The organism is Streptomyces sp. NPDC058470, from assembly GCF_042721055.1.
GTDB lineage: Bacteria > Actinomycetota > Actinomycetes > Streptomycetales > Streptomycetaceae > Streptomyces.
Genome location: NZ_JBHXMF010000001.1, coordinates 277,182 through 296,399, shown reverse-complemented (window position 1 = coordinate 296,399; position 19,218 = coordinate 277,182). Strand labels below are relative to the sequence as shown.

16 protein-coding genes and 2 tRNA genes are annotated in these 19,218 nt (G+C 68.0%); 3 read left to right on the top strand and 15 right to left on the bottom strand.

What is annotated here, in order from left to right; translation table 11 throughout:
- Positions 1 to 62: 62 nt before the first annotated feature.
- The 7 genes from mreD to ACFWP7_RS01290 all read right to left on the bottom strand — a co-directional run bounded on the left by mreD (position 63) and on the right by ACFWP7_RS01290 (position 8,552).
- Positions 63 to 734 (bottom strand): rod shape-determining protein MreD, encoded by a 672-nt coding sequence (gene mreD, locus ACFWP7_RS01320; RefSeq protein ID WP_384374048.1) that lies wholly within the window; start codon positions 732 to 734, stop codon positions 63 to 65.
- 13 nt (positions 735 to 747) lie between these two features.
- Positions 748 to 1,686, bottom strand: coding sequence for a rod shape-determining protein MreC (gene mreC, locus ACFWP7_RS01315; protein WP_384374045.1), 939 nt, complete (start codon positions 1,684 to 1,686; stop codon positions 748 to 750).
- A 236-nt stretch (positions 1,687 to 1,922) separates the two neighbouring features.
- Positions 1,923 to 2,942, bottom strand: a complete 1,020-nt coding sequence (locus ACFWP7_RS01310; RefSeq protein WP_384374042.1) for a rod shape-determining protein — start codon at positions 2,940 to 2,942, stop codon at positions 1,923 to 1,925.
- A gap of 378 nt (positions 2,943 to 3,320) precedes the next feature.
- A complete protein-coding gene (gene ndk / locus ACFWP7_RS01305; protein WP_365441692.1) occupies positions 3,321 to 3,734 on the bottom strand; it encodes a nucleoside-diphosphate kinase in 414 nt (137 codons plus the stop codon).
- Positions 3,735 to 3,838: 104 nt separating this feature from the next.
- Positions 3,839 to 4,210 (bottom strand): DUF4233 domain-containing protein, encoded by a 372-nt coding sequence (locus ACFWP7_RS01300; protein ID WP_384374141.1) that lies wholly within the window; start codon positions 4,208 to 4,210, stop codon positions 3,839 to 3,841.
- 5 nt (positions 4,211 to 4,215) lie between these two features.
- Positions 4,216 to 5,745 (bottom strand): bifunctional folylpolyglutamate synthase/dihydrofolate synthase, encoded by a 1,530-nt coding sequence (locus ACFWP7_RS01295; protein ID WP_384374038.1) that lies wholly within the window; start codon positions 5,743 to 5,745, stop codon positions 4,216 to 4,218.
- Between the two features lie 182 nt (positions 5,746 to 5,927).
- The gene (locus ACFWP7_RS01290; protein ID WP_384374035.1) at positions 5,928 to 8,552 is read right to left on the bottom strand and encodes a valine--tRNA ligase; all 2,625 of its coding nucleotides are present in this window, start codon (positions 8,550 to 8,552) and stop codon (positions 5,928 to 5,930) included.
- Between the two features lie 137 nt (positions 8,553 to 8,689).
- Here ACFWP7_RS01290 and ACFWP7_RS01285 point away from each other — a divergent pair, with 137 nt between their 5' ends.
- A complete protein-coding gene (locus ACFWP7_RS01285) occupies positions 8,690 to 9,652 on the top strand; it encodes a hypothetical protein (protein ID WP_384374032.1) in 963 nt (320 codons plus the stop codon).
- Positions 9,653 to 9,732: 80 nt separating this feature from the next.
- Here ACFWP7_RS01285 and clpX read toward each other — a convergent pair whose 3' ends face one another.
- From clpX to ACFWP7_RS01260, 5 genes are all read right to left on the bottom strand, one after another.
- A complete protein-coding gene (gene clpX / locus ACFWP7_RS01280; protein WP_384374029.1) occupies positions 9,733 to 11,019 on the bottom strand; it encodes an ATP-dependent Clp protease ATP-binding subunit ClpX in 1,287 nt (428 codons plus the stop codon).
- A 160-nt stretch (positions 11,020 to 11,179) separates the two neighbouring features.
- Entirely contained in the window at positions 11,180 to 11,860 is a 681-nt protein-coding gene (locus ACFWP7_RS01275; protein ID WP_365441682.1) for an ATP-dependent Clp protease proteolytic subunit, read from the bottom strand.
- A gap of 116 nt (positions 11,861 to 11,976) precedes the next feature.
- Positions 11,977 to 12,582: an ATP-dependent Clp protease proteolytic subunit gene (locus tag ACFWP7_RS01270; protein ID WP_384374138.1), complete on the bottom strand. Its 606-nt coding sequence runs from the start codon at positions 12,580 to 12,582 to the stop codon at positions 11,977 to 11,979.
- A 429-nt stretch (positions 12,583 to 13,011) separates the two neighbouring features.
- Positions 13,012 to 14,403 carry a trigger factor gene (tig, locus tag ACFWP7_RS01265; protein ID WP_384374024.1) on the bottom strand — a complete coding sequence of 464 codons (1,392 nt, stop codon included), beginning with the start codon at positions 14,401 to 14,403 and terminating at the stop codon, positions 13,012 to 13,014.
- A gap of 202 nt (positions 14,404 to 14,605) precedes the next feature.
- Positions 14,606 to 14,682, bottom strand: a tRNA-Pro gene (locus tag ACFWP7_RS01260).
- Between the two features lie 152 nt (positions 14,683 to 14,834).
- Here ACFWP7_RS01260 and ACFWP7_RS01255 point away from each other — a divergent pair.
- A tRNA-Gly gene (locus ACFWP7_RS01255) sits at positions 14,835 to 14,905 on the top strand.
- A gap of 187 nt (positions 14,906 to 15,092) precedes the next feature.
- Here the strand turns inward: ACFWP7_RS01255 and ACFWP7_RS01250 are convergent.
- Positions 15,093 to 15,287, bottom strand: a complete 195-nt coding sequence (locus tag ACFWP7_RS01250) for a hypothetical protein (RefSeq protein ID WP_190035304.1) — start codon at positions 15,285 to 15,287, stop codon at positions 15,093 to 15,095.
- Between the two features lie 624 nt (positions 15,288 to 15,911).
- Here ACFWP7_RS01250 and ACFWP7_RS01245 point away from each other — a divergent pair.
- Positions 15,912 to 17,123 carry an acyltransferase family protein gene (locus ACFWP7_RS01245; RefSeq protein ID WP_384374021.1) on the top strand — a complete coding sequence of 404 codons (1,212 nt, stop codon included), beginning with the start codon at positions 15,912 to 15,914 and terminating at the stop codon, positions 17,121 to 17,123.
- 27 nt (positions 17,124 to 17,150) lie between these two features.
- Here the strand turns inward: ACFWP7_RS01245 and ACFWP7_RS01240 are convergent, their stop codons facing one another.
- On the bottom strand, positions 17,151 to 17,603 hold the full coding sequence (locus ACFWP7_RS01240) for an HD domain-containing protein (RefSeq protein WP_384374018.1): 453 nt from the start codon (positions 17,601 to 17,603) through the stop codon (positions 17,151 to 17,153).
- A 408-nt stretch (positions 17,604 to 18,011) separates the two neighbouring features.
- Positions 18,012 to 19,196, bottom strand: a complete 1,185-nt coding sequence (locus ACFWP7_RS01235; RefSeq protein ID WP_384374015.1) for a PP2C family protein-serine/threonine phosphatase — start codon at positions 19,194 to 19,196, stop codon at positions 18,012 to 18,014.
- Positions 19,197 to 19,218: the final 22 nt, after the last annotated feature.

The window sequence follows — 19,218 nt, the reverse complement described above, 5'->3', positions numbered from 1 at the left end:
TGCGTACGAGTCATACGAGTACACGGTGAACCTGTGTGACCAGGCCACCAACTGGTGCGCGCTCAAAGTCGCTTGACCCCCTTGATGCGACCCGCCCGGGCACCCCGTGCCTTGGCGGCCTTCACTCTGAGTCCGCCGCGCTGGCTGCCGATGCGCAGCCCCGTGCCGGAGGACAGCCAGCCCGCGGCGACGTCGGCCGACTTGCCGCCGGAGCCGGCCTCGGCGAGCGGGTCGTTCTCGGCGCGTCTGGCCAGGGCCATCAGCCCCGGGACCACGAAGGGGGCGAGCAGCAGGTCGTACAGGGCGGCGCTGAACAGCAGGCCGGTGAGGCCCACATGGCGGGCGGAGGTGTCGCCGACGAGGGCGCCGACACCGGCGTACATCAGGGTGGATCCGATCGCGGCGGCGACAACCACCGCCATCGGTCCCGTGGCGGACTTGAGCTGGCCGTTGTCGGGTTTGATCAGTCCGGCCAGGTAGCCGATGACGCACAGCACCAGGGCGTAGCGCCCGGCGGCGTGGTCGGCGGGTGGGGCCAGGTCGGCGAGGAGTCCGGCGCCGAAGCCGATGAGGGCGCCGCCGACATGGCCGTAGACCATGGCGAGGGCCAGCACCGTCAGCAGCAGCAGGTCGGGGACGGCGCCCGGGAGGTGGAGCCGGGCGAGGACGCTCACCTGGATGACCAGGGCGACGACCACCAGGGTGGTGGAGAGCAGCATCCGGTTGAAACGCATGGGGATTCGGCTCCTACTGCAGCTGGCCGTCGACGGGCACGTCCGCCGAGGGGGTGACCGTCACGGTCACCGTCGGCGTGGGCGTTGGCTTGGGTTTCGGCGGCAGTACGGCGTCGCGCGGGTCCTTGTCGGGGGTCTGGACGACGACTCCGACGATGTCGAGCTTCGTGAACGAGACGAACGGCCTGACGTAGATGGTGCGGGTCAGGTCGCCGCCGGACGGGTCGACGCGGGAGACGACACCGACGGGTACGCCGGGCACGAACGGCCTGTCGGCCTGCGAGCCGAAGGTGACCAGCCGGTCACCTTTGTTGATCTTGGCCTTGCCGTTGAGCAGCTCTACGCGGAACGGCTGGTCGCCCTGTCCGGAGGCGAAGCCGAGTTCGTCGGTGGCCTCCATACGCGTGCCGACGGTGAAGTCGGGGTCGTTGGCGAGCAGCACGGTGGCGGTGTTCGGGCCGACCGTGGTGACGCGCCCGACCAGGCCGTCTCCGTTGAGGACGGTCATGTCGCGGGTGACGCCGTCGCTGGAGCCCACGTCGATCGTCACGGTCCAGGAGAAGCCCTGGGCCGCTCCTATGGCGATGACCTCGGCGCCCTTGATGCCGTACTGGCCGGCGCCCGCCGTCTTCAGCATCTTGTCGAGCTGGGCGAGACGGCTGCTGTTGCGGTCGTCGCTGCCGAGCTTCGCCTTCAGCGCCGCGTTGTCCTGTTCGAGCTGGGCGATGCGGTCGTGCCGCTCGCCCGAGTCGCGGACCGCCGCGATCGCGTTGCCTACGGGGTCGACCGCGGAGGCCACCCCGTTCTCGATCGGGCCGAAGACCGTGGCGGCGGCCCCCCGGGCACCGTCGACCGGTGAATCCTCGCCACCGCGGATGTCCACCGTGATCAAAGCGAACGCGATGGCGATCAGCAGCACCAGGAGCAGCCGGCTCTCTCGTGTGTCCCTCACGTGCGGCGGCCGTGCCTTCCTACGTCGGAATGGTTCAGGAATGAGTTCGGGATGGGTCGGGGTGAGTCGTCGTGGTGGTGAGTCGGATGGAGAGGGGCCGGGATGCGTCAACAGGGGCGCACCCCGAGCAGAAATGCCAAGGGTGTTGAGGATGTTATGAGGGAGCTTATTCCTGAATATCAACGATCCGCCGTACGAGAAGGGTTCACCTCGTACGGCGGAATCGAAGAGTTACCTCATCTGCGCGGCTGGGCGTCCAGGACCTGCTGGAGTGCCTCGAACTCCTCGACGCACTTGCCGGCGCCGAGCGCCACGCTGTCCAGCGGGTCCTCCGCGATATGGATCGGCATGCCCGTCTCGCGACGCAGCCGCTCGTCGAGACCGCGCAGCAGTGCTCCGCCGCCGGTCAGAACGATCCCGCGGTCCATCACGTCACCGGAGAGCTCCGGCGGACACTTGTCGAGGGTCGTCTTCACCGCGTCGATGATCGAGTTGACCGGTTCCTCGATGGCCTTGCGCACTTCGGCCGCGGAGATGACGACGGTCTTGGGCAGCCCGGACACGAGGTCCCGGCCACGGATTTCGGTGTGTTCGTCGTTGTCGAGGTCGTACGCCGAACCGATCGTGATCTTGATCTGTTCGGCAGTCCGCTCACCGAGAAGAAGCGAGTACTCCTTCTTGATGTGCTGGATGATCGCGTTGTCCAGCTCGTCGCCCGCGACGCGGATGGACTGGGCGGTGACGATGCCGCCGAGCGAGATGACCGCGACCTCCGTGGTGCCGCCGCCGATGTCCACCACCATGTTGCCCGTGGCCTCATGGACCGGCAGGCCGGAACCGATGGCCGCGGCCATGGGCTCCTCGATGATGTGCACCTGGCGCGCCCCGGCCTGGGACGACGCCTCGATGACGGCACGGCGCTCGACGCCCGTGATGCCCGAGGGCACGCAGACGACGACACGGGGACGGGCGAGATAGCGCCGCTTGTGGATCTTCAGAATGAAGTAGCGGAGCATACGCTCGGTGATCTCGAAGTCGGCGATGACACCATCCCGCAGCGGACGCACGGCAACGATGTTGCCGGGGGTCCGCCCGATCATCTTCTTCGCTTCGGAGCCGACCGCGAGAATGCCACCGGTGTTGGTGTTGATCGCGACGACGGACGGCTCGTTGAGTACGATCCCGCGACCCCTGACGTACACCAGCGTGTTGGCGGTCCCGAGGTCGACAGCCATGTCACGGCCGATGAACGACATTGAGTTCCCCATCAGGATTCGTCTGGCCTTCCCAAGTGGAGCTTGACGGCTTTTTAGGACGGCGAGTTGGGTGCAGTGACGTGAAGGCTTACATCGTAGACGCGCCTGCACGAACACTGCGCGAGGGTCTTCGCCATTGTCAGCAGATGAGACGCCGCCCCGCTCCTGGAGACGGGCCATCGGAGGGACGCGTTCCCCCGATCGGCACGCATATGCCACGGGACGGCCGTAAATACACGGCCGTCCCAGGTCAGACACCCGAGTGGAGCTGACGCCCCCTCAGAAAGATTCTCGAAATACTTACGGCCCGTAGCTCAGGACACTTACGGTCCGGGGCTCAGGACACTTACGGCCCGAAGCTCCGGCCCCAACACTCGTTCAGCCGCGGCCGGGAAAGAAGATCTTCAACTCGCGCTCGGCGGACTCCTCGGAGTCGGAGGCGTGGATCAGGTTCTCGCGGACGATCACACCGAAATCGCCGCGGATGGAGCCCGGCGCGGCGGCGATCGGGTCGGTGGGACCGGCCAGCGCGCGCACCCCTTCGATGACCCGCTCGCCCTCGACGACGAGCGCCACGACCGGCCCCGAGGCCATGAACTCCACCAGCGGCTCGTAGAAGGGCTTGCCCTTGTGCTCGCCGTAGTGCTGCTCCAGCGTGTCCTGGTCCAGCGTCCGCAGCTCCAGCGCGGTGATCTGCCAGCCGGCCTTGCGCTCGATACGGCTGATGATCTCGCCGGTCAGGCCGCGACGGACGGCGTCGGGCTTGAGAAGGACGAGGGTGCGCTGGCTCACTTGATGGCTCCTTCGATCACATGGTGTGCGGGGAACCGAGGCTACAGGGCGTGTCTGGGTAGGTGTTACGCCGTGTCAGGTGGTACGGGGGTACGCCGCCACCACTACGCCGCGTGACCCCCCGGCTGCGCCTGCGCCGGGTCCTGCGCCTGCGCCGCGAACCGGGCCTTGGCCTCGTCGATCTTCCGCCCGTAGTGGATCGACGCCCACCACAGGGCGGCGAAGAGCAGCCCGAGGATGAACATCGACGGCACGAAGAAGCCACTGGCGATCAGCGCGATCTGCAGCGCCCAGCCGAGCTGGAGGCCGCCCGGCCGGGTGATCACGCCGCAGAGCAGGATGCTCAGCGCCATCAGGATCCCGCTGACCGTCCACACCATGGAGTTCGTCAGATCGGGATCCTTCATCGCGACCAGCGCGGCGAACCCGATGACGAAGAACTCACCGATCAGAGTCGAAGCACAGAGCGTACGCACAGCCGTCATCCCCTCCCCAACAGCAGCCGGGCCTCGCCGACGGTGATGACGGAGCCGGTGACCAGCACACCACTGCCGGCGTACTCGCCCTCCTCCTCGGCCAGCGTGATCGCGGCCTCCAGGGCGTCGTCGAGCCGCGGCTCCACCTGCACCCGGTCGTCACCGAAGACCTCGACGGCGACCCCGGCCAGTTCGTCCGCGTCCATCGCGCGGTGACTGGAGTTCTGTGTGACGACCACTTCGGCGAGGATCGGCTCGAAGGCCTCCAGAACCCCCCGTACGTCCTTCTCCGCGCTCGCGCCCACCACACCGATCAGCCTGCTGAAGTCGAACGCCTCGCTGACGGCCTCGGCGGTGGCACGGGCCCCCGCAGGATTGTGCGCGGCGTCCAGCACGACGGTGGGCGAGCGGCGTACGACCTCCATACGGCCCGGCGAGGTGACCGAGGCGAAGGCCTTGCGGATGTTGTCGATGTCGAGCCGCTGGGTCTGCCCGGCGCCGACGCCGAAGAACGCCTCGACGGCCGCGAGCGCCACCGCGGCGTTGTGCGCCTGGTACGCACCGTGCAGCGGCAGGAAGATCTCCTCGTACTCCCCGCCGAGCCCGCGCAAGGTGACCAACTGCCCGCCGACGGCGACGTGCCGCGCGACCACCCCGAACTCCAGCCCTTCCCTGGCCACCGTCGCGTCCACCTCGACGGCCTTCTTCAACAGCACCTGCGCCGCGTCCACCGGCTGCTGCGCCAGAATCACGGTCGCGCCCTGCTTGACGATGCCGGCCTTCTCCACGGCGATCTCGCCGGGCGTCCCGCCCAGCCTGTCGGTGTGGTCGAGGTCGATGGGGGTGATGACGGCGACAGCCCCGTCGATCACGTTGGTGGCGTCCCAGCTCCCGCCCATGCCGACCTCGACGACGGCGACGTCGACCGGCGCGTCGGCGAAGGCCGCGTACGCCATGCCGGTCAGCACCTCGAAGAACGACAGCCGGTACTCCTGCTGAGCGTCGACCATCTCGATGTAGGGCTTGATGTCGTTGTACGTCTCGATGAACCGCTCGGCGGAGATCGACGCTCCGTTGAGGCTGATCCGCTCGGTGACCGACTGCACGTGGGGGCTGGTGTACCGGCCGGTGCGCAGGTCGAAGGCGCCGAGCAGCGCCTCGATCATGCGGGCCGAGGACGTCTTGCCGTTCGTCCCCGTGATGTGGATCGACGGGTACGCCCGCTGCGGCTCACCCAACACGTCCACCAGCGCGGCGATCCTGCTGACGGACGGCTCCAGCTTCGTCTCGCCCCAGCGCGTCGCGAGCTCGGCCTCCACCTCGCGGAGTGCCTTGTCGGTCTCGGGGTCGGCCGGGCGGCCGGGTACGTCGGCCTCCGGTCCGCCGACGCCCTGGGTACGCAGGGTTCGGCTGCCGGCCTCGATCACCGCGAGATCGGGGTCGCGGCCGGTCTCGGCCTCGACGATCTCCTCGAAGAGACCCAACGGATCCGGCGGTTCTGACTCGCTGCTGTCGTGCGGGGGGTGCTGGCTCACGGGGTCAGTCTACGGAGGGGCTGAAATCTTCCAGCCTCGGGCCGGAGATCTTTCAGCCCGTCCGGCGTTTGAGGACGAGCGCGTTCAGCGCGATCCGGGGGTCTGGGGGCGGAGCCCCCAGGGACGGGCAGGGTAGGGGCGGAGGGGGCGGAAACTGCCTACCCCGCCCCGCCCCCGCCCGGTCACGCCTGCGGCAACCGCTCCAGCTGCTCCTTGATCCGGGCGATGTCCTCGTCCGCCTTGGCGAGCCGGGTGCGGATCTTCTCGACCACCTGGTCCGGCGCCTTGGCGAGAAACGCCTCGTTGCCGAGCTTGCCGTGCGCCTGGGCCTTCTCCTTCTCGGCGGCGGCAAGGTCCTTGGCGAGCCGCTTGCGCTCCGCGGCGACATCGATCGTGCCGGAGAGGTCGAGCGCGACAGCGGCGCCACCGACCGGCAGGGTCGCCGTGGCCGAGAAGCCCTCACCCTCCGGCTGAAGACGCAGCAGCTGCCGGATGGCCGCCTCGTGCGGGGCCAGCGCGGTCCCGTCGAGGGCAAGCCTGGCCGGCACCCGCTGACCGGGCTGCAACCCCTGGTCGGCACGGAAGCGCCGGACCTCGGTGATGACCTGCTGGAGCGTCTCGATCTCCCGCTCGGCGGCGTCGTCACGGAAGCCGCTGTCCTTCGGCCACTCGGCGACCACGACGGACTCACCGCCCGTGAGGGTGGTCCAGAGCGTCTCCGTCACGAACGGGACGACCGGGTGAAGGAGACGAAGCGTCACGTCCAGGACCTCACCGAGGACCCGGCCCGACACCTTCGCCGGCTCGCCGCCCGCCATGAACGTCGTCTTCGACAGCTCGACGTACCAGTCGAAGACCTCGTCCCACGCGAAGTGGTAGAGCGAGTCGGACAGCTTGGCGAACTGGAAGTCGTCGTAGAACGCGTCGACTTCGGCGACGGTCTTGTTCAGCCGGGACAGGATCCACCGGTCGGTCGCCGACAGCTTCGACGGCTCCGGCAGCGGGCCCTCGACCGTCGCGCCGTTCATCAGCGCGAAGCGCGTGGCGTTCCAGATCTTGTTGGCGAAGTTCCGGGAGGCCTGGACCCAGTCCTCGCCGATCGGCACGTCGGTGCCGGGGTTGGCGCCGCGGGCGAGGGTGAAGCGGACGGCGTCGGAGCCGTACTTGTCCATCCAGTCGAGCGGGTCGACGACGTTGCCGAAGGACTTCGACATCTTCTTGCCGCGCTCGTCGCGGACCAGGCCGGTCAGGGCGATGGTCTTGAAGGGGACCTCGCCGTCCATCGCGTACAGGCCGAACATCATCATCCGGGCGACCCAGAAGAAGATGATGTCGTGGCCGGTGAGGAGGACGTCGGTCGAGTAGAACTTCTCCAGGTCCGGGGTCCGTTCGGGCCAGCCGAGCGTGGAGAACGGCCACAGGCCGGACGAGAACCAGGTGTCGAGGACGTCGGTGTCCTGGGTCCAGCCCTCGCCACTCGGCGGCTCCTCGTCGGGGCCGACGCAGACGACCTCGCCGTCGGGGCCGTACCAGACGGGGATCCGGTGGCCCCACCACAACTGCCGTGAGATGCACCAGTCGTGCATGTTGTCGACCCAGTCGAAGTAGCGCTTCGACATGTCGGCGGGGTGGATCGCGACCCGGCCGTCACGGACGGCGTCACCGGCGGCCTGGGCGAGCGGGCCGACCTTGACCCACCACTGCATGGACAGGCGCGGCTCGACGGTCGTGCGGCAGCGCGAGCAGTGGCCCACGGAGTGGGCGTACGGGCGCTTCTCGGCGACGATCCGGCCCTGCGAGCGCAGCGCGCCGACGATGGCGGAGCGGGCCTCGAAACGGTCGAGTCCCTGGAAGGGGCCGTGGACGGTGATGACCGCCCGCTCGTCCATGACGGTGATCGACTCCAGGCCGTGGCGCTGGCCGATGGCGAAGTCGTTCGGGTCGTGGGCGGGGGTGACCTTGACGGCGCCGGTGCCGAACTCGGGGTCGACGTGGGTGTCGGCGACGACGGGGATGGTGCGGTCGGTGAGGGGCAACTTGATGCGCCTGCCCACCAGATGCCTGTAGCGCTCGTCGTCGGGGTGAACGGCGACGGCGGTGTCGCCGAGCATGGTCTCGGCGCGGGTGGTCGCGACCACGAGGGTCTCGTCGCCCTCCCCGTACTTGATGGAGACGAGCTCGCCGTCGTCCTCCTGGTACTCGACCTCGATGTCGGAGATCGCGGTCAGACAGCGGGGACACCAGTTGATGATGCGCTCGGCGCGGTAGATCAACTCGTCGTCGTACAGCTTCTTGAAGATGGTCTGGACGGCCTGCGACAGCCCCTCGTCCATGGTGAACCGCTCCCGCGACCAGTCCACGCCGTCCCCGAGCCGGCGCATCTGCCCGAGGATCTTGCCGCCGTACTCTTCCTTCCACTGCCAGACGCGCTCGACGAACGCCTCACGGCCGAGGTCCTGCCGCGACTTGCCCTCCTCGGCGAGCTGCTGCTCGACCTTGTTCTGGGTGGCGATACCGGCGTGGTCCATCCCCGGCAGCCACAGCGCCTCGAAGCCCTGCATGCGCTTACGACGCGTCAGCGCGTCCATGAGCGTGTGCTGGAAGGCATGCCCCAGGTGCAGCGACCCGGTGACGTTCGGCGGCGGGATGACGATGGTGTACGCGGGCTTGTCGCTCTTCGCGTCGGCGGCGAAGTAACCCCGCTCGACCCAGCGCTCGTACAGCTTCCCCTCTACCTCGGCCGGCGCGTACTGGGTCGGCAGTTCGGAGGTGGGCGCTGGCGGCTGCTGCTGAGCGTTGTCGGTCACGGGGTCAGTTTAGAGGCGTCACGGGGGTGTCCCGAAACGCGTTTGTTCGTAACGGTGCGACCCCCGAGGACCTGGCTCCGTGACCTGTACGCCAGGATGTCAGGAACACATAAGCATCTGGAGGGGGAACCCCAGTAATGAGCTACAACCAGCCGGGCCCGTACGGCGGGCAGCCCCAGCAGCCCGGACCGTACGGTCAGCCGGGCCCCTACGGCCAGCAGCCGCAGCAGCCGCAGGCCGCCCCCCAGCCCGGTTATGGCTACCCGCAGCAGGCTCCCCCCGCACAGCCCGGCTACGGCTACCCCCAGCAGGGTGCCCCGGGCGTCCCGCCGCAGACACCGCCCTACGGCCAGCCCCCCTACGGCCAGCCCCCGTACGGCCAGCAGCCCTACGGCGCCCCGCAGCCGCCCCCGCCGGGTGGCGGCGGCAAGAAGACGGGCCTCATCATTGGCGCGGTGGCCGTCGTGGCCGCGATCGCCGTGGGGGCGTACCTGGTCATCGGCGGCAGCGACGGCGGCGGCTCGGATGTCGCGGACGACGGGGCGCACAAGCTGACGACGCCGGCGACGGTGCTCAACGGTGAGTACAAGAAGGCCGATGATGCCGACAGCGGCGGCTTCGACGAGAGCGACGTCAAGGACGCCGAGAAGAACGGCGTCAAGGGTGCCAAGGATGTCCACGCGGGTTACCAGGCCGGGGACGAGAGCAACCCGCTGGCCCTGCAGATGGTCAACTTCATGGGCGTCTACGGCGAGATCGAAGACCCGGAGAAGGTCGTCGACGCCATGTTCGCCGACATGAAGGACGGCGCCGCGGAGAACCCGGACGAGGGCCAGGCCGTGGGCAGCCCGAAGAGCTACACGCCCAGCGGTCTCGACGGCGCGGTCCTGAAGTGCCAGGAGACCAAGCTCAAGGACGACACCGGGGCCTCCGGCCCCTCGGAGATCAGCGTGCCGGTGTGCATCTGGGGTGACCACAGCACGCTCGGCGTCATCATCAACATCGACATGGCCAGCGCCATGGCGGGTAAGAGCGCCGACCTCGAAGCAGCCGCCGAGCTCACGGCCAAGTTCCGCACGGACGTGCGCGTCAAGATCTGACGCCGTCGCGTCAGCGCCTCAACGCCGAAGGGGCCCCGGTCAGTTGACGGGGGCCCCTTCGGTGTTGGTGTGCGCGGCGGTTACGCCGTCTTCTGCTCCCCCGGGCCGCGGCCGCGGGCGTCCCTCGGGATCAGCGTCGGGTTCACGTTCGAGCGGACGACCTCCGAGGTGATGACGACGCGGGCCACGTCCTTGCGGGACGGGACCTCGTACATCACGGACATGAGGACTTCCTCCATGATGGCGCGCAGGCCGCGGGCGCCGGTCTTGCGGAGGATGGCCTGGTCGGCGATGGCTTCGAGGGCCTCGCCCTCGAAGTCCAGCTCCACGCCGTCGAGTTCGAAGAGACGCTGGTACTGCTTCACCAGTGCGTTGCGAGGCTCGACGAGGATCTGGAGGAGGGCCTCGCGGTCCAGGTTGTGGACCGAGGTGATGACCGGGAGGCGGCCGATGAACTCGGGGATCATGCCGAACTTGACCAGGTCCTCGGGCATGACGTCCTCGAACTGGTCCTTGGCTTCGAGTTCGATTTTCGAACGGATCGTCGCGCCGAAGCCGATGCCCTTCGCTCCCGCCCGCGACTCGATGAGCTTCTCCAGGCCCGAGAAGGCGCCGCCCACGATGAACAGGACGTTCGTCGTGTCGATCTGGATGAACTCCTGGTGCGGGTGCTTGCGTCCGCCCTGCGGCGGGACCGAGGCCGTGGTGCCTTCGAGGATCTTCAGCAGGGCCTGCTGGACTCCCTCGCCGGACACGTCGCGGGTGATCGAGGGGTTCTCGCTCTTCCGCGCGACCTTGTCGATCTCATCGATGTAGATGATGCCGGTCTCGGCCTTCTTGACGTCGTAGTCCGCTGCCTGGATGAGCTTCAGCAGAATGTTCTCGACGTCCTCGCCGACGTACCCCGCCTCCGTCAGCGCCGTCGCGTCGGCGATGGCGAACGGGACGTTCAGCATGCGGGCCAGGGTCTGGGCGAGGAGTGTCTTGCCCGAACCTGTCGGGCCGAGGAGCAGGATGTTGGACTTCGCCAACTCGATGGCGTCCTCGCGGTTCTGCCCCGCGCTGTTCTCACCGGCCTGGACGCGCTTGTAGTGGTTGTACACCGCGACCGAGAGCGCCTTCTTGGCCGGCTCCTGGCCTACGACGTACCCCTCGAGGAACTCGTAGATCTCGCGGGGCTTGGGAAGTTCCTCCCAGCGCACCTCGCTCGTCTCCGCCAGTTCTTCCTCGATGATCTCGTTGCAGAGATCGATGCACTCGTCGCAGATGTACACACCAGGGCCTGCGATGAGCTTCTTGACCTGCTTCTGGCTCTTGCCACAGAACGAGCACTTGAGCAGATCGCCGCCGTCACCGATGCGTGCCACGGTGTGCTTCCCCTTCGCCTGGGAGACGCCTAGGTCCAGCGGCTCCTGGTGCTGCCTTATGTCCGACGGTACCTTGCCTAGCCCCCCGTTCGGGCCCCCCTTGGCGCGGTTCACTTTGTCGTGAACCGCGCCAAGGAGCGGCAGATGCTACAGGGATACGTCAGACGACCGCGTTGTTGTTCATCTTCCGGGTGGAGATGATCTGGTCGATCAGGCCGTACGCCAGCGCGTCCTCAGCCGTGAGGATCTTGTCGCGCTCGATGTCCTCGCGGATCTTCTCGATCGGCGTGGTCGAGTGCTTGGCCAGCATGTCTTCCAGCTGCGCACGCATCCGGAGGATTTCGTTCGCAGCGATTTCGAGGTCGGAGACCTGCCCGCGGCCGGTCTCACTGTACGGCTGGTGGATCAGAACGCGCGCATTCGGAAGAGCCATGCGCTTGCCCGGCGTACCGGCGGCCAGCAGGATCGCGGCGGCCGAGGCGGCCTGGCCCATGCAGACCGTCTGGACGTCCGGCTTCACGAACTGCATCGTGTCGTAGATGGCCGTGAGCGCCGTGAATGAGCCACCGGGGCTGTTGATGTAGACCGAGATGTCACGGTCGGGGTCCATCGACTCCAGGCACAGCAGCTGCGCCATGACGTCGTTGGCGGAGGCGTCGTCGATCTGCACGCCGAGGAAGATCACACGCTCCTCGAACAACTTCGCGTACGGGTCGTACTCACGCACGCCCTGCGAGGTGCGCTCGACGAAGCGCGGGATGATGTAGCGGGACTCCGCGCGAGGACCGGTGTACTCGGCCTGCGTGCGGGCGAAGAGGCCGCTGCCGGGGAAGTCGTTCACTGTGTCTCCTGAAGAGCCTGAAAAGGGCTGTGGCGGTCGGCTGAAGGCGCTGGGGCGCCTACGCCACCCCTGAGGGCGGTGAGAGGCCCGCGCCGCCCTGAGGGGCGCTGTGGGGCTTACGCCGCCCCGGTGCCGCCGCCGCCCGGCATGGCGGACGCGGTGGGCATGATGTCGTCGATGAGGCCGTACGCCTTGGCCTCGACCGGGTCGAACCAGCGGTCGCGGTCCGAGTCGCGGGTGATCTGCTCCATGGTCTGGCCGGTATGGAACGCGGTCAGTTCCGCCATGCGCTTCTTGGTGTGCAGCAGCCGCTCGGCGTGGATCTTGATGTCCGACGCGGAGCCGGCGAGGCCGGCCGAGGGCTGGTGGATCAGGATCTCGGCGTTCGGCAGCGCGAAGCGCTTGCCGGGGGTGCCGGCGCTGAGCAGGAACTGGCCCATCGAGGCCGCCATGCCCATGGCGATCGTCACCACGTCGTTCTTGATGTACTGCATGGTGTCGTAGATCGCCATACCGGCAGTGATCGAGCCGCCGGGGCTGTTGATGTAGAGGAAAATGTCCTTCTCCGGGTCGGAGGCAAGGAGCAGCAACTGCGCGGTGATCTTGTTGGCGATGTCGTCGTCGACCGCCTGGCCGAGGAAGATGATCCGCTCGCCGAGCAGCCGGTTGTAGACCTGGTCACCGAGGCCACCACCGATAGGGTCGCCGGCAGCTGTGGGCATCAGATTCGTCACGTATCCACCTGCTCGTCTTACGACGGCGCCGGGCCGTCTCACGTCTTCGGCTGGGGCGTGGGACCCCGGTACGCACCGCCATGGGAGCGGCTGTACACCGCCTCCGGGCGGCTTCGGGGACTCCCTGCCCTCGTCTTCATGGACCCTAACGCGCGGGTCCCTCCGGGGAATCCCGGAGGGGGAACTGTTCGCTGTGAGCGCATGCGTGGCGTCGGCTTGAGCGGGGGTTCAGCGGGGCTCTTCCAGGGGTGCGGGGAACTTTGAGCTCGGGCCGCGGGCGCATTCCGCCACGGGCGGTCCGTCGGCGGGTACGGCTTGTCGTGGGTTGCTCGCGGAGTTCCCCGCGCCCCTGAAAGCGACGGGCCCCCGGGGACAAGAAGTCCCCGGGGGCCCGTCGTGGCGTACTGGGCGAGGATGTCAGGCCTCGGTCTTCTCCTCGGCGGCGTCGCCGTCCGTGACCTCGGCGGCGGCCTCGGCCGCAACCTCGGTCTCCTCCTCGTCATCGTCCAGGTCGACGATCTCGCCGTTGGCGTCCTTGACGACGGCGGACTCGACGACGACCGCGAGGGCCTTGCCGCGGGCGACCTCGCCGACCAGCATCGGGACCTGGCCGCCTTCGACGACGGCCTGGGCGAACTGGTCGGGGGACATGCCGGAGGAGGCCGCGCGCCGCATGAGGTGCTCGGTGAGCTCCTCCTGGTTGACGCTCAGCTTCTCCTTGTTGACGAGCTCGTCCAGGACGAACTGCGTCTTGATGCCCTTGACCGCGGCTTCCTCGGTCTCCGCGTCGAACTCCTCGGCCGTCTTGCCCTGGATCTCGAGGTACTTCTCGATGTCGAGGCCCATCTGACCGAGCTGGTGGTGCTCGAGGTTGTGCTTACGGGTGTTGATCTCGTCCGCGAGCAGCTTCTCGGGGACCGGGACCTCGACCAGCTCGAGCAGCTTCTCCAGGACGCGCTCCTGGGCCTGCGTGGCCTGGTCGTACTGCTTCATGTTCTCCAGGCGCTTGCGGCTGTCCGCCCTGAGCTCCTCGAGGGTGTCGAACTCGGAGGCGAGCTGCGCGAAGTCGTCATCCAGCTCGGGCAGTTCGCGCGCGGCGACCTGGCTGACCTTGACGGTGACCTCGGCCTCCTGGCCGGCCGCCGAGCCGCCCTTGAGCTCGGAGGCGAAGGTGGCCTCGCCACCGGCCTCCAGGCCCTTCACGGCCTCGTCGATGCCGTCGAGCAGCTCGCCGGAACCGATGGTGTACGAGACGTCGGAGGCGATGCCGTCCTCCAGCACCTCGCCGTCGACCTTGGCCTCCAGGTCGAGGGTGACGACGTCGCCTTCCTGGGCGGCGCGCTCGACCGGGGAGGTCGAGGCGAAGCGCTCGCGCAGCTCGGTGACGGCCTTCTCGACGTCCTCGTCGCTGACCTCGACGGCGTCGACCTCGACCTCGATGCCGGCGTAGTCCGGGATCTCGATCGTCGGGCGGACATCGACCTCGGCGGTGAAGTTCAGCGTCTCGCCGTCCTTCAGCTCGGTGATGTCGACCTCGGGCTGGCCGAGGACGTTCAGCTCAGCCTCGTTGACCGCTTCGGTGTAGAACTTCGGGAGCGCGTCGTTGACGGCCTCCTCCAGCACGGCGCCGCGACCGAACCGCTGGTCGATGACGCGGGCCGGGATCTTGCCCTTCCGGAACCCCTTCACCGTGACCTGCTGGTTGATCTTCTTGTACGCCGCGTCGAGGCTGTCCTTGAGCTCCTCGAAGGGCACCTCGATGCTGAGCCGAACCCGAGTCGGGTTCAGGGTCTCCACGGCGCTCTTCACGGTTCGGTCTCCTTGTGGCTGACTTCTTGGGGGTTCTGCTGCGTGCTGCTGCCGAGTCGGGCAGAGCCTTGGGCGGATTCGCGGCCCTTGAGAGACGTCGTAACAATGCAGACACACGGGCACGCAGCTTGCATAGTAACCGCAGGCGGTACACGCCCCAAAAGGTGATCTTGGCGATCGTCCGGCAGGGTGGCCGGCACGCTGGTCGGGGTGGCGGGATTTGAACCCACGGCCTTCCGCTCCCAAAGCGGACGCGCTACCAAGCTGCGCCACACCCCGTCTGGTGCGACACGTAAGATACATGCCTCAGGCGGGTACGGCTGCCGCATTTCGGGAGCGTGCACGGGGCACGTAATGGGATGTGCGACGAACGGGCGCGACCCGCTACGATGCTTTCTGTGCCGGGGTCGCTGACCTGCGGTGCACCCTGTGCGGGCGTAGCTCAATGGTAGAGCCCTAGTCTTCCAAACTAGCTACGCGGGTTCGATTCCCGTCGCCCGCTCTGTATCAAGACACTTGGGGCCCGGTTCCGTGGAACCGGGCCCCAAGTGCGTTCACAGGTGCCGCCCTCCAGGCGGCGGCCCATGACGGCCGGCGCATGACATCGCGCGTAGGGCATCCCGGACATGGCATCCAGGCACGGCGAAGTGCCGGCGGCCCGGCGTTGGCCGCCAGGCGTGGCCGTCCGCTCAGAACTGGATCGAGTTGATGGTCTCCGCTATGGAGTTGAGGAACCGCTGGATGTCGTCGGCCATACCTGTCGACGCGAGGAAGAAGCCGAAGAGCACCGCCACCACGGCTGGTCCCGCCTTGATCGATCCTCCTCGGATCAACACCACGAGGATGATCGCCAACAGGAGCACCACTGACAGCGAAATGGCCACAACTGATCACACCCTACGGTCGGTCCGCTCTCCCGGCCCGGGGGTGCAGCCCCACACACCCCCGCCAGAACCATCGTGCCACCAACCCGGCTTCCGTATGCCGCAGGTGACACATCGTCGGCCACGGACACCTGGACCTCGCACCGCCGTTACCCCTCCGGCCGGGTGAACTGCGGTGCTGCGCACTGCAATTCGAAGGTACGTCCCCACGGGAAATTCAGAGTGATCGTTGCCATGTCCACACATCCTGTTCGCAGGGAATTCGAATTGTTGTCACAGGTACGCCTAAGACACCACGGACAGATTAATAAAAGACAACGAAACAGACATATCCCCAGAGTCCCCCGCGTGCCTTATGTACCATTTAGTCCGGATGAATATGGACAGAACGTCCGTATGTGGGAAGCGAATCGGTATACGGGATCACTACGGGATCACTGGTGAACGAGACGGTGAGCCTTCTCGATTCCTGCGTACTCGCAGGCAATAGCCAGGAATGCCATCGGCGGTTTTACGAGGACGCATGGACAACGCTAGGGTGCCTCAGATGTTCCACGCCGCCACGTCCCCCGTATGCGCAGCGAGGTCACGAATCGTCTCCCCGGATTTTCTGCCGGAGGAACTGTGACGAACTCGCTACGACCGCAAGGCCCCCTTGGAGCCCCACTCCCCCCGTCGCAGCAGCCTGCGCGGGGAGTTCCGGGTCCGCGCTCGTCCCGGAGCGCGGGGGCGGCCACCGGTGCCGCCGACCCGGGCGCCTTGTCCGCCAAGCCCGCCAAGCCCGCCAAGCAACGCGACGCGTTCTTCGACAACGCCAAGTACCTGGCGATCGTGCTCGTGGCCATGGGCCACGCGTGGGAGCCGGTGAAGGGCCAGAGCCGCGGCCTCGAAGCGCTGTACACCGTCGTGTACGCCTTCCACATGCCGGCCTTCATCCTCATCTCCGGCTACTTCTCACGCAGTTTCGACATGCGCGCCGACCGGCTCAAGCGCCTGGTGACCGGTATCGCCGTGCCGTACATCGTCTTCGAAGCGGCCTACTCCCTCTTTGCGCGCTGGGCCGACCACTCTCCCGGCCAGCCGATCAGCCTGCTCGATCCGCTGTACCTCACCTGGTTCCTGGCCGCGCTGTTCATCTGGCGGCTGACGACACCGCTGTGGAAGCTGGTGCGGTGGCCGCTCCCGCTCGCCCTCGTCATCGCCATGCTCGCGAGCGTGTCACCGGAGATCGGTGACGATCTGGACCTCCAACGCGTGCTGCAGTTCCTGCCGTTCTTCGTCCTGGGCCTGTACATGAAGCCGGAGTACTTCCAGCTGGTGCGCCGCCGCGAGGTCCGAATCCTGTCGGTGCCGGTCTTCGCGGCCGCGCTGGTCGTGGGCTACTGGGCGGTGCCGCGGATGAACACGGGCTGGTTCTACCACCGTGACAGCGCACAGCAGTTGGGGTCGCCGTGGTGGGCCGGTCCCGTCATGACGCTCGGCCTCTTCGGCTGCTCGCTGCTGCTCACCGCGTGCTTCTTCTCCTGGGTGCCGCGCCGCAAGCTCTGGTTCACGGCGCTCGGCGCGGGCACGCTGTACGGCTACCTGCTGCACGGTTTCCTGGTCAAGGGCGGTGACTACTGGGGCTGGTTCGACCACAACTGGCTGCACGAGCCGCTCGGACAGGCCGTGGTGACACTCGTCGCGGCCGTGAGCGTCACGCTGCTGTGCACGCCGCCCGTCCAGCGGGTCTTCCGCTTCGCGATGGAGCCCAGCATGGAATGGGCGTTCAAGCGGGACGCGGCGGAGCTTGCCCGTGAGCGGGCGGGGGCCGGGGCGGGGGCGGGCAGGGCGTAACCCTCGGAGTGAGGGGCAGGTCGGTGCTCAGGGAGCGAGGCCCAGCAGCGCGCGCATCGAGGCGTACTTCTTCGTCAGCCGGGCTCTGGTGTGTTCGTCGAGGACCGCGAGGCGGGCCGGGTCGGCGTTGTGTGCCAGGTCCGAGGCCTTCACCAGGAGGGCGCCCGGGGTGGTGCGGATACGTTTCGCGTACGACTCCGGGGGCTCGCTCTCCCGCTTGGTGAGCGCCAGCACGATGGCCTTCGTGCGGTTCGTGAGGGCGGCCTCGGTCAGCCAGTCCTCCGACAACGCGTCGTCCTCGACCGCGTCGTGCAGCCAGGCCGCCGCTATCTGCTCGTCGTCGCCGCCGCGTTCGCGGACGCCCTCCGCCACGGCCTGGAGGTGCTCGGCGTAGGGGCGGCCCGCCTTGTCGGTCTGGGCGGCGTGCGCCTCGCGGGCGAGTGCTTCGACTTCAGCCAGGGTCAGGAGAGTTCGCGTCACGGGAACAGTGTCGCCCCATGTGGCGTGGCGTGGGGGCGGACGGAGGTGTCGTCAGGCCGGGTTTTCGCCCCTCCGCCGCTACCCGTGCCTCGTTCCTGGGGGCTGCCGCCCCCAGACCCCCGCCGTCGCGCTGAACGCGGTCGTCCTCCAACGCCGGACGGGCTGAAAATCTACGCCCGCAGTGGATGGGTGGGGGATCGGAATGGTGCTGCCTCACCCTTGAACGCGAGGCGCCGGGACGCGGGACGCGGGGACGCGGGGACGCGGGACGCGGGGACGCGGGGACGCGGGGACGCGGGGACGCGGGGACGCGGGGATGCGGGGACGCGGGGATGCGGGGACGCGGGACAGGTCGGCAGACCTCCAGCGGCGCACTGGCTACTGGCTACTGGCTACTGGCTGGAAGGTTCAGAGGATCGCCGCGGCCGCCGTCGTTCCGCCCTCGCGGCAGATCAGGAGTAGAGCCCTGTCGTCGTTCACGTCCTTGGCGACCGCTTCGATGAGGTGCCAGGCGGCTCCGTGGAAGCCACCGGCGACGTAGCGATCGGCTTCGCCGGTGAGGCGGTCGATGCCTTCGACGATGTCGCGCTCGGAGGTTTCGACGAGACCGTCGGTGAAGAGCATCAGGACGTCGCCGGGGCGCAGGGAGCCCTTGACGGAGTCGAACTGGGCACCGTCGTACACCCCTAGGAGCGGGCCTTCCGCGGCCTTCTCCTCCCAACGGCCGTTGCCCGCGCTGAGCTGAAGTCCGGGCGGGTGGCCGGCGGAGAAGAGCTCGTAGTCGCCCGAGTCCAGGTCGAGGACGAGGTGGATCGACGTGGCGAAGCCCTCGTCCCAGTCCTGGCGGAGAAGGTAGCCGTTCGCGGCGGGGAGGAAGGCGTGCGGGGGGAGGGAGCCCAGCAGGCCGCCGAAGGCTCCGGACAGGAGCAGTGCCCGCGAGCCCGCGTCCATGCCCTTGCCTGAGACGTCGGTCAGGACGACCTCCATGGTCCGGCCGCCGTTCGTACGGGCCGCCACCACGAAGTCGCCCGAGAACGACTGCCCGCCGGCCGGCCGCAGCGCCATCTCCCGGTGCCAGCCCAGCGGCAGCTGCGGCAGTTTGCTCTGCACCCGGATGCGTTCACGCAGGTCGAAGAGCATGGTGCCGCCGCGCCTCCACGGCACACCCACCCGGCTGCGGAACTGGGCGATCAGCAGACCGAAGAAGCCACAGGCCGCGACGACCAGGACCACACCCGGCGTGACCCTGGAGGGACCCTCCGTGTACGGGCCGAGCTGCACGGACTCCACTATCAGGGCGGTGGCGGCCGCGGCGTACAGGCCCAGCAGGCTGGCGGGGCGCAGCAGCAGGCCGCCCGCCACGATCGGGAGGACCAGGGCCGCGGGTGAGCACCACACCGAGTTGACCAGCGTGGTGGCCGCGATCACCGGAATCGTCAGCAGCAGTCCGGCGAGCGCGATCCAGTCGGAACCGTCGCCCCGGAAGTAGTCCACGGCGGATCTGCGCAGGCCGGTGCGGGCCCGGTGTGCCTGCTTCTTCAACCGGGCCGTGAACGTATCGGCTTCAGCGCGCCGCTCTCGTCCTGCTGCCATTAGTTCGGGACCTTATCCATCG